General features: G+C 67.2%; 9 protein-coding genes and 1 tRNA gene. 6 read left to right on the top strand and 4 right to left on the bottom strand.

The genetic code is table 11. The features are described 5' to 3' along the window. The first annotated feature begins 92 nt into the window (after positions 1–92). From OHB26_RS03975 to OHB26_RS03960, 4 genes are all read left to right on the top strand, one after another. A complete protein-coding gene (locus OHB26_RS03975) occupies positions 93–1,262 on the top strand; it encodes a glycosyltransferase family 4 protein (RefSeq protein ID WP_330182877.1) in 1,170 nt (389 codons plus the stop codon). A 119-nt stretch (positions 1,263–1,381) separates the two neighbouring features. Further along, positions 1,382–3,133: a hypothetical protein gene (locus tag OHB26_RS03970; RefSeq protein WP_330182876.1), complete on the top strand. Its 1,752-nt coding sequence runs from the start codon at positions 1,382–1,384 to the stop codon at positions 3,131–3,133. A gap of 48 nt (positions 3,134–3,181) precedes the next feature. Beyond that, positions 3,182–3,448 carry a hypothetical protein gene (locus OHB26_RS03965; protein WP_330182875.1) on the top strand — a complete coding sequence of 89 codons (267 nt, stop codon included), beginning with the start codon at positions 3,182–3,184 and terminating at the stop codon, positions 3,446–3,448. A 12-nt stretch (positions 3,449–3,460) separates the two neighbouring features. Beyond that, the gene (locus tag OHB26_RS03960) at positions 3,461–4,303 is read left to right on the top strand and encodes a class I SAM-dependent methyltransferase (RefSeq protein ID WP_330182874.1); all 843 of its coding nucleotides are present in this window, start codon (positions 3,461–3,463) and stop codon (positions 4,301–4,303) included. Between the two features lie 10 nt (positions 4,304–4,313). Here OHB26_RS03960 and OHB26_RS03955 read toward each other — a convergent pair whose 3' ends face one another. From OHB26_RS03955 to OHB26_RS03940, 4 genes are all read right to left on the bottom strand, one after another. Beyond that, positions 4,314–5,270: an acyl-ACP desaturase gene (locus OHB26_RS03955; RefSeq protein WP_330182873.1), complete on the bottom strand. Its 957-nt coding sequence runs from the start codon at positions 5,268–5,270 to the stop codon at positions 4,314–4,316. Between the two features lie 137 nt (positions 5,271–5,407). Continuing rightward, on the bottom strand, positions 5,408–5,797 hold the full coding sequence (locus tag OHB26_RS03950; protein WP_330182872.1) for a hypothetical protein: 390 nt from the start codon (positions 5,795–5,797) through the stop codon (positions 5,408–5,410). A gap of 343 nt (positions 5,798–6,140) precedes the next feature. Further along, positions 6,141–6,386, bottom strand: a complete 246-nt coding sequence (locus tag OHB26_RS03945) for a hypothetical protein (protein ID WP_330182871.1) — start codon at positions 6,384–6,386, stop codon at positions 6,141–6,143. 299 nt (positions 6,387–6,685) lie between these two features. Continuing rightward, positions 6,686–6,767, bottom strand: a tRNA-Leu gene (locus tag OHB26_RS03940). A 389-nt stretch (positions 6,768–7,156) separates the two neighbouring features. Here OHB26_RS03940 and OHB26_RS03935 point away from each other — a divergent pair. After that, complete coding sequence (locus OHB26_RS03935; protein WP_330182870.1) at positions 7,157–16,486, top strand: fatty acid synthase subunit beta domain-containing protein; 9,330 nt, start codon at positions 7,157–7,159, stop codon at positions 16,484–16,486. Between the two features lie 116 nt (positions 16,487–16,602). After that, positions 16,603–17,025 (top strand): holo-ACP synthase AcpS, encoded by a 423-nt coding sequence (gene acpS / locus OHB26_RS03930; protein ID WP_330182869.1) that lies wholly within the window; start codon positions 16,603–16,605, stop codon positions 17,023–17,025. Positions 17,026–17,029 lie beyond the last annotated feature (4 nt).

Genomic DNA, 17,029 nt, shown 5'->3' with positions numbered 1-17,029 from the left:
GTCTAGTGTGTGGTCTTGATAATCTGCCTCGCTGTTGCCATGGTGGTTGCGAACAATTCCACTTTCGCACCTCAACGGCGAGGAGATTTGCGATGAGTTCCGCACGTTTAAGCAGCGCTATCGAAGCGCGACCACTTCATATCGTGTTGGTCGCGCCACCCTATTTCGATATTCCTCCTGCCGGATACGGTGGCATCGAAGCCATCGTCGCCGAATTGGCGGATGAATTGGTCTGTCGCGGGCATCGGGTAACTTTGCTCGGATCGGGCAGATCGGGTACCAGAGCAGAATTCGTGCAAATCTGGCCGGAGCCCCTGACCGCGCGGCTGGGGGAGCCATATCCGGAGATCGTGCACGCTCTCAAGGTTCAGCAGGTGGTCGCGGAATTGGCCGTGACGGACGCGGTCGATATCGTGCACGACCATACCTTCGCGGGGCCATTGAATGCCCCCTTCTATCGGAGGTTGGGGATACCGACCGTGGTCACCGCGCATGGCCCGGTTGATGACGCCGATATGCTCGACTACTACCGCTCCCTGGAGGGCGGTGCGCAACTCGTGGCGATCAGTGATCGGCAGCGGGAATTGGCGCCGGATTTGAACTGGCTGGGTCGTGTGCATAATGCGCTTCGACCGGAAGAATGGCCCTTTCGCCCGAAAAAGCTCGATTATGCGCTATTTCTCGGGCGCTACGCGCCGTGCAAGGGAGCGCACCTTGCCCTGGAGGCGGCGCACTCCGCGGGTATTCGGCTGGTGCTCGCGGCCAAGTTGAACGAACCCCCGGAGCGCGCGTACTTCGAAGAGCGGATTCGCCCACTGCTCAACCCCTCCGATTCGGTCTTCGGCGAGGCCGATGCGGTGTCCAAGCGTGAACTGCTGGCCTCCGCGCGTTGCCTGCTGTTCCCGATCCAGTGGGAGGAGCCGTTCGGCATGGTGATGATCGAGGCCATGGTCTGCGGTACCCCGGTGGTCGCGTTGCGCGGCGGTGCGGTGGATGAGGTCATCGAGGACGGGGTCACCGGCATCATCTGCGACGATCCGGCGCAGCTGCCGGCGGCCATCGCGCGGGCGGGCGGCCTCGACCCGCACGACTGCCGCGGTCGAGTCGAGCGGCTCTTCGGCACCGACCGGCTCGGCGCGGGTTACGAGGATGCCTACTATCGCGCGCTGGATTCGGTGCGGCAGCCGATATCGCTCCCGATTCGGTTGCCGGACACGTCGTATGGTCGATCCGTCACGTTGCCGTCAACCGCAAGATCCTGACCCCCGCCGCGCGCGTCAGCCGATCGTGCGCGGATTTGGGCACTGTGCCGGGTGATGTCGGCTGATTTTCATGGGATAGACCGTAGTGGATACCCGAATTCGTTGGCAGCGTGCACGATATGAACAAAGTTGTTCGGCGGGTTCGGGTTTCGGCCGGAGTGCTGCTGGCCGTCGTGATTACCGTGACGGGCGCCACCACCGGTGTGGCCGCCGCGGAATCCGAGCCGGTGAGCGCGGCAGGCGATCGGCAGGAACAGGTGCTGTCCACGCGGGACGGAATTATCACCTCATGGGTGAGTTTCGCGCTGCCGCTGCCCGATTCCGCGCCAGCGCATCCGGCGGCGTGCGATCGCGTCGGCTATATGCGATACCGGGCGGTGGATGGCCCGGCCGATCCGGTGGACGTCGCGCACGTGGTGATTCAGCAGCAGGGATTGCACGGTGGGTCGGAGAACTCCGACAGCGTGGCCTTCAATACCGTGCATTCGGCGCGGGCACAGGGGCAGCGGATCGAGTACTGGGCGCTGGCTCGGCGCAGTGCCTGTCTGGACGAGACCCGGGGATTCGACTACGCCCTGCAGACCGGCAACTACCTTGATGCCGTCGACTATTACTTCAATGGGATGCCGATCGACGGTGAACGGTTTCCGGGATTCAAGACCTCCGCGGACCTGCCGGTGCTGGACTTCATGGGACTCGACCGTGTCGTGCGCGATCAGTACGAGGTGATGCTGCACGAAATCCCGAATCAGGCCGACCGGCAGCGCAAGTTCGTCTGCACCGGAATCTCGTTGGGCGGGTTGGTCACCGGATTCTTCTCCGACTGGGACTTCGACGGTCGGCCGGGGGCGGACCAGTGCGCCGCCTTCGCCGCACAGGATTCGATGGTCTCCTCCGATCCGGTCGCCCTGCAGAACACGCCGATTCTGCGCGACATCACCGATGCGCTCGTGGGGCCGCTGGATTCGGTGCTGCAGGGAGGCTTCCGGGTTGATGTATTGCCGCGAATCTTCGGCCCCGCACCGGGTTTGGGGACCCGCGCCTTCATGCTGCTGCGGCTGGCCGGACTCGCCGCGCACCTGGACCCGGACGGCGAAAGCCGACTGCTGTCCCATCTTCCGCACGATCTCGATATCGACGGCACGCTGAATCTGCTGGGTGCGCCCAGCTGGTCAGCCTGGGTCACCAACGGTGCGGATGGCTCAGGCACCCTGCGGGACTACCGCTTCACCAATACCGCGCTGCTCGGTGTTCTCATCGACAACAATTCCTCGAACTTCTCCCTCTTCCAGCAGGGCGTCGGTGCGCTCGACGGCGGTCCGCTGCAGGACAAGACCTTCCCGAATCCCGGTGAGCTGACCCAACTTCCGCTACTGGGCAACCTCCTGCGCATTACCGCCGGGCCGCAGCGTCGGGTGGCACCCACCGACCGCACCGCGCTGTACACCTGGCGCAACTACAACGATGTCAACGGCGTCCCGTTCACCGCCCCCGGTCACGAGGTCGCCGATATCCGGGATGTGGCAAGGCAATTGGCATCCGGCGGGCCCAGCGCCTACTGGGAAACCTACTTCCCGCTCCGCGTGGTCACCGATATCGCCGCGGGCTACGGCGGTGCCCGCAGCGGCGACCGCGCCGCCCTGCGCTACCACGGCATGAGCCGCCTGAAGCCCAATTTCGTAGCCTGGGCGGGCGACAGCCCCGTCCCACCCGCCACCGGCACCTTCTTCCCGACCCCCGCCCTCGCCACGGTCGTCACCCTCCCCGGCTACAACCACGTCGACACCATCGGCGCGGCTCTCGCCCAGAATGACGGCCAGCCCGACCACAGTGCCTGGCAACTCGCCCTATTCCTGCGCGGCCTCGGCTGACTCGGTGAATACCGCGTAGACCTATGCTGTTGACACCTCGCCGAGGTCGTGTTCGAGCAGTTGTCCGTCGATGCCACCGATCCCGACTGGGCTGCTCGACTCCGGGCGGTCGCCCGCGACTTTCCTCGGCTGGCGCTGGCCCATCCGCGGGTGGAGCCGCCGCTGGTCACCCATCCGCTGGGCACGCCACTGGGACTGCGCCCGGCCGCGGTGGTGCGCCCGCTGCAGGCGATCCTCGAATTGCTCACCGCGGAACATTTTTCCAATACAGCGGACCGCTCGCCGATCGATAGTGGGGAACCTGATCCGGAGTGAGAGGAGCCCCCGATGTCGAATGTCGTCGGCCTGAGTGGAATTCCCGAAACGATGCTGTGGACGCTGCACAACCGCGCCGTCGAGGCCAAGCGGAGCGACGGCATCCTGCACGATCCCGACTGTGTCCGCATCTACGATTCGATCGACTACGACTACGAGCGCAGCTTCGGCAAGCCGAGCGGAATCCACGCCGAACGCGCTCGAATATTCGATGCGGCCGTACGCGGCTGGCTGCGCGAGCATCCCGCCGGGACGGTGGTGGAGCTCGGGGCGGGGCTGGAAACCCAGTTCCAGCGGTGCGACAACGGGACAGTGTCGTGGCTATGTGTAGACGTCGAAGAATCCATAGCCGTCCGGGACCGCTACCTGCCCGCCGGACCCCGCTGCCGCCACATCCCATGCAGCGCACTGGATCCCCGCTGGATCGACGAACTCGCCCCCGGCCCGGTCTTCCTCACCGCCCAGGGCCTGTTCATGTATTTCGACGAACCCGATGTGCGCGGATTGATCACCACGATCGCCGAACGCCTCCCCGGCGCGGAGCTGATGTTCGATACGATCCCACCTCTGTTCTCCCGCATGACGATGCGGGGCTTCGCCAAAACCGCGAACTACACCACCCCACCCATGCCGTGGGGCATCACACCCGCCGACCTCCCCGTCCGCCTGCGCGCCTGGACTCCGCGAATCGTCACCGTAGCGGTCCGCAACTATTCGCAACCCCGCGGAGCCTCCGCGCCCCTATTGCGCCTCGTTTCACGAATCCCGTTGCTACGCAATCAATTGCCGGCCATCACGAAGGCTGCTGTCAAGTCGGACGAGTTCCGTCCGACTATGACCGATCAGCTTCGTTGAGGATTCGCGGCTACGGCGTCAGCGCCTTCTCGGCTTTGGCCGCCTCGCGGGCGAGGAGGCGGTCGCGTTGCTCCTCGAACCGGATGACGTCGCGTTCGAGTTGCTCGAGGTATTCGCCGAGTTCTTCGCGACTCTGTTCGCCGCGCGGGGTGAAATCGGTGCGCTCGAAGACATTCCAGATGCGCAGTACCGGCCACAGCACCTCGTCGAGGTGCTGGCGCAGATCGTAGATGCGGTGTTTGACCATCAGTACGCCATTGCGGCGCCAGTTGGGCATGCCGGTGCCGGGCATCGCGAAGTTCTTCACGACCTTGGTGATGGCCTCGATGGTTTGGTCGGGAGCCAGGTCGAACGCGGCGGCGGCGATATTGCGGTAGAAGATCATGTGCAGGTTCTCGTCCGCGGCGATACGCGCGAGCATGCGGTCCGCGATCGGTTCGTCGCACACCCTGCCGGTGCTCCGGTGGCTGACGCGGGTGGCGAGCTCCTGGAAGGTCACGTACACAACCTGATCGAGTACACCGCCGAAACCCTCGGGTGCGTGCACACCCTTGGTCAAATGAACCATCCGGTCGTTCTCCAGTGCCACCGGATCGACACTTCGAGTGACGATCAGATAGTCGCGCATGGCGATGGCGTGCCGGTTCTCCTCGGCGGTCCAGCGGCCCACCCAGGTTCCCCACGCGCCGTCCTGGGAGAAATTCTCGGAGATGGTCCGGTGGTACGAGGGCAGATTGTCCTCGGTGAGCAGATTGGTGATCATCGCAACCCTGGCCACCTCGGACAATCGGGATTGCTCAGGGTCCCAATCGATTCCGTCCAGTGCGGCGAAATTGCGGCCCTCATCCCAGGGCACATAGTCGTGCGGATACCAGTCCTTGGCCATCGACAGATGCCGGTCGATATTCTGGCCGACCACCGGCTCCAACAAGGTCAACATTTCGAGCTGGGTCAAATCCCTTGCCATGCAAAGCCCTCCGATATGTGTGAGAACAACGCAGACCTAGCAACCTGAAAACCGCGATGCGGTCGCGCCCACAATAGGCAAAACAGCCGCTAACCGCAGGCAACCCGTCAGGTTCGCAGTCGGGACAGGGGGTGTCGCTACTGCGACGCGGGGGCGGGCTCCTCGGGACCGAGCTCCACAACCGTGCCGGGGTGCGCGAGTGAGACCACGGTAATGCGCCCGCCCTTGGCCTGATCGATGATCTGGCCCTGCCGGGCGACGAAGCAGGAGGCGGCCTCGCTGTTGTAGATGCCGGTCAGCATCGGGGTCAGCGCCTTGGCGAAGTCACCCTCGGCCTTGATGAGCTGATCGCGGTAGGGGCCGTCGTAGGGCAGGATCTCCTGCGGCACAATGGCTTCCGCGGCAACATGATCGTGCTGGCGGACGGTCAAGGCGGTGACACCGGCCGCGCTGGCGACCATGGTGAGTGCGGCAACGGTTCGAATGGCGCTCGCGAGCGCGGGGCGGGTCGTCGTGCTGGAGGTCATCGTAGAGCGGTCCTTGGAGAGGCTATTTCGGCTGTGCCGCGGTAGAGGTCGACGGCACAGCGCTGGGTGGTGCGGCGGCGTCGGGCTCGAGCAACGTGGTCGCGCCGCCCTGAGCGGGGGAGTCGCCATTGGGCATGTGGGGGACCCCGCTCCGGTGTACCGCCCGGCTGCATCATGCGGAACCAGGTGCCGGACACCGAATTCCCCGCGACCGCACCGGGAGTGAGCCGCAGCAACCCCACCAGCCGTTCCGGTGCGGATGGCTGCGCGGTATCGCTGCTGGAACAACCCGGCAGGATCAGGGTCAGGGCGGCCGCGGCCGCAGCGATCGTCATGCGTGCCCTCATAACCGGCCACCAATCGAACTCGTCGAGCCGGGGATATTCGTGGACGTGCGGTACGCCGAGGCCGCGACGGTCAGCACTCCCGGCAGCAGGTAGCACCAGCCCAGTCCGCGGAACGCGGTGAAGCAAAGCGGGTTCGTCGAATCATTGAGCGCCACAAACGCATCGAAGTTGGCGACGCTGTCGTTCATGGTGCCGATCAGTGCCGCGAACGCGGCGGTGAGCCGATAGATGTTCCGTCCCATGGGTTGTCCTGAGATCAGTGCTGATGAGCGCCGGTCTTCCGGCGGCAAACCCCATAGCAACTCGAGTCCGCACTGATGTCGCGAGTTGAAGTCACGATGAATCGAATCCAGGCAAACTCTCCGCACTCGACGGCGGCGTGTGGCACTACGCGGTTATCGGCATCACGGCCATTCGTGTGACCGGTTCGGCTGCCAAGTTTGCCCGGTGATTGCAGAGGTGCCGCGAAAGGCGTTGGCAAACCTCTGAAATGGGGAATCCCGGCTACTGCCCTGGTGGGCGGTATGCCGGGATTTTGTTGTGCGCGAGGCGGGACTTGAACCCGCACGTCCGTGGACACCAGAACCTAAATCTGGCGCGTATGCCAATTTCGCCACTCGCGCTAACGGTACGACCGTCCAAACTCTACCGGGCTGAACGGCGATCCAGAAGCACCGGGCGGGCGTGGCGTACTGGTCGGTAACCCTACCTGGGATTATAACGATTTGATAAACCGCAATGTGAGGAGCCCTCATATTTCCTACGTGGGTGTAACTGCGCTCACCAGCGAGTTCAAACATGAGGGAGGGTCATGTTTGTGAGCATTCTGGTACGGACGTACGGAAATACTCGGGGGTAGGGGTCGCGGCGGTAACCAAACATGAGGAGAACCTCATGATTTTGTGCAATCCTCGGCGTCTACCAGGGCCAGTTGGCCGGAGGAACACCTGCGCACCGTGAGCGCGGCCCAGTCCTGTGGGGACGGGGACGCCAGGAGAAGGAAGTCGAAGCGTTGACGATCAACGAGAGCACCGGAACCGGGTCGAAGGCCGAACGGGCCAAACAGAACCGGGATAGTGGAGTCAGGTCGTCGCTCTTGGACCGGTTGCTGGGGGGTGCGCCCTACGCGCTGGCGTTCGGCGGACAGGGTGCCGCCTGGCTCACCGAGCTCGAGGAGATCGGGCGGGACAGTGCGCTCGAACCCGAGCTGACCGCACTGGTCAACGAGGCGGCGACCAAGCTGGAACCGATTGCGGCGCAACTGCTCGTGGTGCGGCCCGTCGGTTTCGACCCCATCGGCTGGATGCTCGAGGAAGAGCTCGCCGACCCGGAGCAGGGGGAGGTGTCGGCGGCGCCCTCCGCGCAGGTGTTGCGCTCCGCCGCGGTCTCCATGCCCGGTGTCTTCCTGACCCAGATCGCCGCGCTGCGGGCGCTGCGCCTGCAGGGCCTCGATATCGTCACCAATGCCCCGGCGGCCGTGATCGGGCACTCACAGGGCCGGATCGCCGCCACCGCCGCGCAGGCGCACGGCCAGCGTGACGCCGAATTGCTGGCCATCGCCCAGTTGATCGGCGCGGCAGCCGGATTGGTCGCCCGCCGCAAGAGCCTGATGCCGATCGGCGAGCGCTCGCCCATGGTCGCGGTCTCCCACGTCGACCCGGAGCAGCTGCAGGCCGTGGTCGACGAGGTCTCGGTCGGCGTCGACGCCGACAAGGCCGCGGTGCTGTCCATCCGCAACGGCCGCCGTCGCGCGGTGCTCAGCGGCCCGGTGGCGCAGCTGGATCGAGTTCGCCAGCGCGCGGCCGAGATCCATGAGGAGCAGTCCAAGGAGCGCGACGCCAAGAAGCGTGGCGGTTCGGTCTTCGCCCCGGTCTTCGAGGACATTCCGGTCGAGGTCGCCTTCCATCACCCCGCGCTCCAGGACACCGTGGAGATGGTGCGCGGCTGGGCCGCGCAGTGCGGCCTGGACGCAGAGCTGGCCGCCGCCCTCGCGCAGGAGGTGCTGGTCGATCCGATCGACTGGGTCACCATTGTCGACACCACCGTCGCACAGGGCGCGCAGTGGATTCTGGACCTCGGCCCCGGCGATCTGCTCTCCCGCCTGACCGCCGGTTCGCTCAAGGGCACCGGCGTCGGCGTGCTCGCCGCCTCCACCCGCCCGGGCCAGCGCAGCCTGTTCACCCCGGGCGCCGCGCCCGACATCGCGCCCGCCTGGGCCGAATTCGCACCCAAGCCGGTGCGCCTGCCCAACGGCCGCGTTGTGGTCGAGACCGCGTTCACCAAGCTCACCGGTCGCTCGCCCATCCTGCTGGCGGGCATGACCCCCACCACCGTCGACGCGAAAATCGTTGCGGCTGCGGCCAATGCGGGCCACTGGGCCGAGCTGGCCGGTGGCGGTCAGGTCACCGAGCAGATCTTCGCCGACCGCGTCACCGAGCTGAAGACCCTGCTGCAGCCCGGTCGCTCGGTGCAGTTCAACTCGCTGTTCCTGGATCCGTACCTGTGGAAGCTGCAGCTGGGCGGAAAGCGCCTGGTGCAGAAGGCCCGCACCGCCGGTGCGCCGTTCGACGGCGTCATCGTCACCGCCGGTATTCCGGAGCTGGACGAGGCCGTCGCCCTCATCGAGGAGCTGACCGAGGTCGGCATCACCCATGTCGCGTTCAAGCCCGGCACCGTGGCGCAGATCCGCGCCGTGCTCCGAATCGCCGATGCCGCACCGGATTACGCGGTCATCATGCATATCGAGGGCGGCCGCGCCGGTGGCCACCACTCCTGGGAGGACCTCGACGACCTCCTGCTCGAGACCTACGGTGAACTGCGCAGCCGCGCCAATGTGATCGTCTGCGTCGGCGGCGGCATCGGCACCCCCGAGCGCGCCACCGAATACCTCACCGGCGCCTGGTCGCAGGGCTACGGCTACCCGGTCATGCCGCTGGACGGTGTCCTGGTCGGCACCGCCGCCATGGCCACCCTCGAGGCCACCACCACCCCCGAGGTCAAGCAGCTCCTCGTGGACACCCCCGGCACCCCCGACTGGGTCGCCGCGGGCACCGCCACCGGCGGAATGGCTTCGGGCCGTAGCCAATTGGGCGCGGACATCCACGAGATCGACAACTCGGCCTCACGCACCGGCCGCCTGCTCGACGAGGTCGCCGGTGACGCCGACGCCGTCGCCGAGCGCCGCGCCGAGATCATCACCGCGCTCAACGGCACCGCCAAGCCGTACTTCGGCGATGTCGCCACCATGACCTATCTGGAGTGGCTGGAGCGCTACGTCGAGCTCGCCGTCGGCCTGGACCGGCGCAAGGATTTCGACTGCGGCGGCGACTTCGCCTCGGCCATCGCCGATGCCACCGCCTCGGTGTGGCTGGACATCACCTGGCGCGACCGGTTCGCGGAGATGGTGCGCCGCACCGAATCCCGTCTGAACCCGGCCGACCGCGGGCAGATCGACACCCTCTTCGCGAGCGATGACGACTTCGAGACCCCGGTCAAGGCCATCTGCACGCTCAAGGAGCAGTACCCGGCCGTCGCCGAGGCTGTGCTGCACCCGGCCGACGTCCCGTTCTTCGTCAGCCTCTGCAAGACCCCCGGCAAGCCGGTCAACTTCGTCCCCGTGGTCGATCAGGACGTGCGCCGCTGGTGGCGTTCGGATTCGCTGTGGCAGGCGCATGATCCGCGCTACACCGCCGATCAGGTCTGCGTCATCCCCGGCACCGTCGCCGTCGCGGGCATCACCCGCGTGGACGAGCCGGTCGGTGAACTCCTCGATCGCTTCGAACAGGACACCGCCTACTCGCTGGTGCGCGCGGGCGTCGTCCCGGCCGCCGTCGACGGTCGCCGCCGTGCCGATGTCACCGCCGGTGCCATCGATATCGTGCTGGCCGCACCGGATGTGCAGTGGTCCGGCCGCACCACCGTCAACCCGATCCACCGCCTCGGCGACCTGGCCGAGTGGGCACTGAACGGCCAGGGCGCGACCCATCCGCCGACCGGGGCCACCCTCACCCCGATCACCGGACCCGAGGCCGATCACGCCTACGTGGAATTGGCCGTCCCGCTGCTCGGCCGCGACGCTGTGCGGATCCGCATCACCGTCCCGGTCAGCGTGTACAACGGTGGCGCACCGGTCATTACCGAAGCCGATGCCACCGAGGCCATGTCGGCGCTGCTCGCCGTCGCCGCCGGCCAGTCCCTGCCCGAGGTCAAGACCGCCGAGGGCGGTGCCAAGGTCGCGCATCTCAATGTGGCCTGGAGCCCGGACCTCATCGCCGACCACGCCGGTGTCACCGGCTCCGGTCTGCCGGAGGGCCTGAGCACCCTCGGCCGCAGCGTCCCCGACGTGCTGGTCGGCGCCTGCTGGCCCGCCGTCTTCGCCGTCCTCGGCGCGAGCCGTACCGCCGATGACCGCAGCGTCATCGAGGGCATGCTCGACCTGGTGCACCTGGATCACCAGATCCAGCTGAACGGTGAATTGCCCACCGCCGCAAGCGTGCTCGCGGTGCGAGCGGAGGCCGGCGAGACCGTCGACACCGATATGGGCCGCGTCGTGGAGGTGCACGTGCGCATCTCCGGCATGCTCGACAAGCCCGAGACCGGCATGTCCATGCCGACCGTCGCCACCCTCACCGAGCGCTTCGCCATTCGCGGCCGCACCGGCAATGGTGAACTCACCGATCCGCCGCGCGCCGGTGGCTCGCTCTCGGAGAACGCCAGTGACACCCCGCGCCGTCGCCGCCGCGATGTCACGCTGACCGCACCGCGCGCCATGGCCGCCTTCGCACAGGTCTCGGGCGATCACAACCCGATCCACACCTCCGAGGCCGCCGCCAAACTGGCCGGGCTGGGCAGCCCGATCGTGCACGGCATGTGGCTCAGCGCCGCTGCGCAGCACGCGGTTTCGGCCATCGACCTGAGCGACAAGGTGCCCCCGCGCACCCTCACCGCATGGACCACCCGCTTCCTCGGCATGGTGCGCCCCGGCGCGCAGATCGATGTGCGCGTGGAGCGTGTCGCGGTGGATCAGGGCACGGAAATCATCGAGGTCTCCTGCCGCATCGCGGGTGATCTCGTCATGACCGGCACCGGCCGCGTCGCCGCCCCGAAGACCGTCTACGCCTTCCCGGGCCAGGGCATTCAGACCAAGGGGATGGGTCTGGACGCACGCACCCGCTCCAAGGCAGCCAAGGAGGTCTGGGACGCCGCCGACAAGCACACCCGCGAGGCCCTCGGCTTCTCGATTCTCGCTGTGGTGCGCGACAATCCGACCTACCTCAAGGCGCGCGGTGTCGAGTACCGGCATCCGCAGGGCGTCCTGCACCTGACCCAGTTCACCCAGGTCGCCATGGCGACCCTCGGTGTGGCCCAGGTCGCGGAGCTGCGCGAGGCCGGTGCCTTCATCGAAGGGGCAATGCTCGCCGGGCACTCGGTCGGTGAGTACAACGCGCTCTCGGCCGTGGCCGGGGTGCTGCCGCTGCACGCCGTGCTCGAGGTGGTGTTCCAGCGTGGCTCGGCCATGCACGAGCTGGTGCCGCGTAATGCGCAGGGCCTCAGCGACTATCGGATGGCCGCCATCCGCCCGTCGCAGATCGGCGTCGCCGATCACGAGGTCATCCCGTTCGTGAACCGCATCGGCGAGGAGTCGGGTGAGTTCCTCGAGGTGGTGAACCTCAACCTGCGCGGCTCGCAGTACGCCATCGCGGGCACCGTCGCCGGACTCGAGGCCCTTGAGGTCGAGATCGAGCGGTTGCGCGCCGAAACCGGTGGCAAGCGCGCGTTCGTCGTCATCCCGGGTATCGATGTGCCGTTCCACTCCACCGTGCTGCGCGCCGGTGTGCCGGAGTTCCGCACCAAGCTGGAGGGGCTGCTGCCCGCCGACCTGCACCCGGAACTCCTTGTCGGACGCTACATTCCGAACCTGGTGCCGCGACTGTTCAACCTGGGGCGCGATTTCATCCAGGAGATCGCCGACCTGGTCCCGTCCGAGCCGCTCGCCGAAGTGCTCGCGAATTGGGATGATTGGGCCGCCCGGCCGACCGAACTGTGCCGCGTGGTGCTCGTCGAGCTGTTGGCCTGGCAGTTCGCCAGCCCGGTGCGCTGGATCGAGACCCAGGATCTGCTCTTCACCGATGCCGAGCACGGTGGTCTGGGTGTCGAGCGGTTCGTCGAGGTCGGTTTGGCCGCGACGCCCACCGTCGCGAACCTGGCCTCCAATACGCTGAAGCTGCCCGCGTTCTCGAACACCACGGTCGAGGTGCTCAATATCGAGCGCGAAGCCGCCATCGTGTACTCCACCGACACCGATCCCGCACCGGTGGAGGAGCCCGAGGAGACCCCGGCCGAAAGCGCCGGTGCCGCAACGGCTCCGGCCGCTGCCGCCCCCGCCGCGGCCCCGGTCGCCACCGGTGGCCCGCGCCCGGACGACATCGGTTTCAGCGCCGCCGACGCCACCCGCATCCTGATCGCGCTCTGGACCAAGCTGCGGCTGGACCAGATCGGTCCGGTGGACACCATCGAGGGCCTCTGCGACGGCGTCTCCTCGCGCCGTAATCAGCTGCTCGTCGACCTCGGCGCGGAGCTCTCGCTCGGTGCCATCGACGGTGCCGCCGATGCCGATATGGGTGCGCTCTCCGCGACCGTCGAGCGCCTGGCCCGCACCTACAAGCCGTTCGGCTCGGTGCTCTCCGATGCCATCGGCGATCACCTGCGCAAGGTCTTCGGACCGTCGGGCAAGCGGCCCGCCGCCATTGCCGAGCGCGTCAAGAAGGTCTGGGATCTGGGCGACGGCTGGGCCAGCCATGTCACCGCCGAGGTTTCGCTCGGCACCCGTGAGGGCGCTTCCGTGCGCGGCGGCGATCTGGGCGGACTCGTCTCCGGTGGCCTGAGTGACGGTGCCTCCGTGGATGCCGCCATCGATGCCGCCGTGCAGGCCGTGGCCGCGCGCCGTGGTGTCGCGGTCTCCATGCCGTCCGCAGGTGGCGGTGGCGGTGCGACCGTCGATGCCGCCGCGCTGGGCGAGTTCACCGAGCAGATCACCGGCAGCAATGGCGTGCTCGCCACCGCCGCCCGGGTGGTGCTCGAGCAGCTCGGCCTGACCGAACAGCTCTCCGCACCCGAGGTCTCGGACGACAACCTGGTCGATCTGGTCTCCGCCGAATTGGGCAGTGACTGGCCGCGACTGGTCGCCCCCGCCTTCGATGCGCGCAAGGCGCTGCTCATCGACGACCGCTGGGCAAGTGCGCGTGAGGATCTCGCGCGGCTGTGGCTGGGTAATGACGCGAACAATGCCGAACTGCCGATCGACGGCTACCTGGGTGCGGGCGAAGCCATTGCGACACAGGCCAACTGGTGGCGTGAGCGCGCCAAGAGCGAGGCCCGCTCGGTACTGGCCGGGCTCTACGGCCGGATCGCCGAGGCCGCCCTCGCCAGCGAAGACCCGGGTACCTGGTCGTCCGATATCGCCGTGATCACCGGTGCCAGTAAGGGTTCCATCGCGGCCGCCGCGACCGGACGCCTGCTCGCCGGTGGCGCGACCGTCATCGTCACCACCTCCTCGCTGAACGACGATCGCGTCGCCTTCTACAAGAAGCTGTACCGCGAGAACGCCCGCCACGGCGCCTCGCTGTGGGTCGTCCCCGCGAATATGGCCTCCTACACCGATATCGACGCGCTCATCGAGTGGGTCGGTAACGAGCAGGTCGACAATGCCGGTGGCGCGAAGGTTCTCGTCAAGGAGGCGATGACCCCCACCCTGCTGCTGCCGTTCGCCGCACCCCGCGTCGCCGGTGACCTGGCCGATGCCGGGGCCCGCGCCGAAATGGAGATGCGCGTGCTGCTGTGGTCGGTGGAGCGCCTCATCGGTGGCCTGTCCAAGCTGGGCGCGGACCACGATGTGGACGCGAAACTGCATGTGGTGCTGCCGGGTTCGCCCAACCGCGGCATGTTCGGCGGTGACGGCGCGTACGGCGAGTCCAAGGCCGCGCTCGATGCCATCGTCACCAAGTGGCGGGCCGAGAAGTCCTGGGCCGCTCGCGTCACCCTGGTGCACGCGCTCATCGGCTGGGTGCGCGGCACCGGGCTCATGGGTGGTAACGATCCGCTGGTCGAGGCCGTCGAGAAGGCGGGCGTGCAGACCTGGTCCACCGAGCAGATGGCCAATGAGCTGCTCAAGTGGTGCACCTCGCGGGCCCGCATCGTGACCGCCTCCGGACCGCAGCAGATCGATCTGACCGGCGGCCTGGCCGGCGCGAAGCTGGACCTGCCGGAACTGGCCCGCCAGGCGCGCGAACAGGCCGAGGCCGACGCCGACGCGGAAGACACCGCCGCAGCGACCATTTCGGCGCTGCCCGCACCGCCGACCCTGTCCTCCAAGCTGCCGACCCCCGAATGGGGTTCGGTGACAGCCGATCTCGATGACATGGTCGTCATCGTCGGTGCGGGCGAGCTCGGCCCCTACGGTTCGGCGCGCACCCGCTTCGAGATGGAGGTCTCCGACCAGCTCTCCGCCGCGGGCGTACTGGAGCTGGCCTGGACCACCGGCCTGGTCACCTGGGAGAACGATCCCAAGCCCGGCTGGTACGACACCGAATCCGGTGAGTACGTCGACGAGGCCGAGCTGGCCGACAAGTACCACGACACCGTGGTCGAGCGCTGCGGCGTGCGCCGCTACGCCGATGACGGCCAAATGCTGGATAACACAGCGCCTTTGCTCACCTCGGTGTTCCTGGACAAGGACCTGTCCTTCGTGGTGAACAGCGAATCCGAGGCGCGGGCCTTCTACGCCGCCAACCCGGATCAGACGGTCATCACCCCCGTTGCGGGCACGGGCGACTGGCAGGTGACCCGCAAGGCGGGCACCGAGATTCGCGTACCCCGCAAGGCCAAGCTGTCCCGCGTCGTCGGCGGCCAGATCCCCACCGGCTGGGATCCGACCCGCTTCGGCATCTCCGCCGATATGGCGAGTTCGGTCGACCGCGTGGCGCTCTGGAATATCGTCTGCACCGTGGACGCGTTCCTGGGCTCGGGCTTCAGCCCGGCCGAGCTCATGCAGTGGGTGCATCCGTCGCTGGTGGCCAACACCCAGGGCACCGGTATGGGCGGCATGTCGTCCATGCGCTCGCTGTACATCGACAACCTGCTCGGTGAGCCGCACGCCAACGACATCCTGCAGGAGGCGCTGCCCAACGTCGCACTGGCGCACGTGGTTCAGAGCTACGTGGGCAGCTACGGCGGCATGATCCACCCGGTCGCCGCCTGCGCCACCGCCGCGGTCTCCGTGGAGGAGGGTGTGGACAAGATCAAGCTCGGCAAGGCCGATCTGGTGGTCGCCGGTGGTTACGACGATCTCGGTATCGAGGGCATCGTCGGCTTCGGTGATATGTCCGCCACCGCCGACTCGGCCGTCATGTCCGCCAAGGGCATCAGCGACCGCTACTTCTCCCGGGCCAACGATCGCCGTCGCGGCGGCTTCGTCGAATCCATGGGCGGCGGAACGGTATTGCTCGCCCGCGGCACCGTGGCTCGCGATATGGGCCTGCCGGTGCTCGGTGTGGTCGCGTACGCCCAGTCCTTCGCGGACGGTGTGCACACCTCCATCCCGGCCCCCGGCCTGGGCGCGCTCGGCGCGGGTCGCGGTGGCGCACAGTCCAAGCTGGCCAAGGAGCTCGGCAAGCTGGGCGTGAGCGCGGACGAGGTCGCGGTCATCTCCAAGCACGACACCTCCACCGCCGCCAACGATCCCAACGAGTCCGAGCTGCACGAGCGCCTGGCCACCGCCATCGGCCGCTCGGAAGGCGCTCCGCTGTTCGTGATTTCGCAGAAGACCCTCACCGGTCACGCGAAGGGCGGCGCGGCGGCCTTCCAGATGATCGGCCTGTGCCAGGTGCTGGAGCAGGGCGTCATCCCGCCGAACCGCAGCCTGGACTGCGTCGACGAGAAGATGGCGGCATACCCGCACCTGGTGTGGGTCCGCGAGGCCATGGAGCTCGGAGATCGCTTCCCGCTCAAGGCCGGTCTGGTCACCTCGCTCGGCTTCGGCCACGTCTCGGGCCTGGTCGCCATCGTGCATCCGCAGGCCTTCATCGAGGCCCTGGATCCGGAGCAGCGCGAGGCGTACCAGCGCCAGGCCGAGCAGCGTCAGCTCGCCGGACGTCAGCGCCTCACCGAGGCCATGTGCGGTGGCGCTCCGCTCTACGAGCGCCCCGCCGATCGCCGCCTCGGTGGCGATGGCACCCCGGCCAAGAAGTCGCGGCAGCTCGAGGCCGACATGCTGCTCTCGCAGCAGGCCCGATTGGGTTCGGACGCAACCTATGTCGCCGTCCCGCCCGGACCGGCGTGCCGGTAATAGTCAGCTGGAATAGCTGAACGACCGAACAGCGGAGCCTACGGAACCGTAGGCTCCGCTGTTATGTATGTTGCAGGAATCGACTGCACTCATAAGGAATCGAGGAGTCCCACGCTGTGACAATTCTTGGCATCGGCCTGGATTTGGTTTGCATCTCCGAATTCGCCGAACAGCTGGAACGCACCGGCACCACCATGATCCGGGAGAGTTTCACCGCCGGAGAGCGGCGCTATTGCCAAAGCAAAGGCGCCGATCCGGCCCGCAGCTACGCCGCCCGCTGGGCCGCGAAAGAAGCGGTCATCAAGGCGTGGGCATCTTCCCGCTTCGCCCGCAGCCCGCAGATCGGTGACAACCCCTACCCGCTGATCGAGGTCGTGAATGACGCCTGGGGCCGCCCCAGCATCAAATTGCACGGTCTCGCAGCCGAATTCCTGCCCCGGGTGCGCGTGCACCTGTCGCTGACTCATGACGGCGATACCGCGGCCGCCATGGTGGTGCTGGAAGACCCGGGCGAACTGGCCGACCTCCTGCACGACTAACCCC

The organism is Nocardia sp. NBC_01503, assembly GCF_036327755.1.
Taxonomy (GTDB): domain Bacteria; phylum Actinomycetota; class Actinomycetes; order Mycobacteriales; family Mycobacteriaceae; genus Nocardia.
The sequence above is the reverse complement of the archived record's forward strand: the minus strand, read 5'-3'. Positions and strand labels throughout refer to the sequence as shown.

Coding starts and splice junctions, on each gene's coding strand:
- OHB26_RS03970 (WP_330182876.1), top strand. CDS start 1,382: ATGAACAAAGTTGTTCGGCGGGTTCGGGTTTCGGCCGGAGTGCTGCTG.
- OHB26_RS03950 (WP_330182872.1), bottom strand. CDS start 5,797: ATGACCTCCAGCACGACGACCCGCCCCGCGCTCGCGAGCGCCATTCGA.
- OHB26_RS03945 (WP_330182871.1), bottom strand. CDS start 6,386: ATGGGACGGAACATCTATCGGCTCACCGCCGCGTTCGCGGCACTGATC.
- OHB26_RS03960 (WP_330182874.1), top strand. CDS start 3,461: ATGTCGAATGTCGTCGGCCTGAGTGGAATTCCCGAAACGATGCTGTGG.
- OHB26_RS03975 (WP_330182877.1), top strand. CDS start 93: ATGAGTTCCGCACGTTTAAGCAGCGCTATCGAAGCGCGACCACTTCAT.
- OHB26_RS03955 (WP_330182873.1), bottom strand. CDS start 5,270: ATGGCAAGGGATTTGACCCAGCTCGAAATGTTGACCTTGTTGGAGCCG.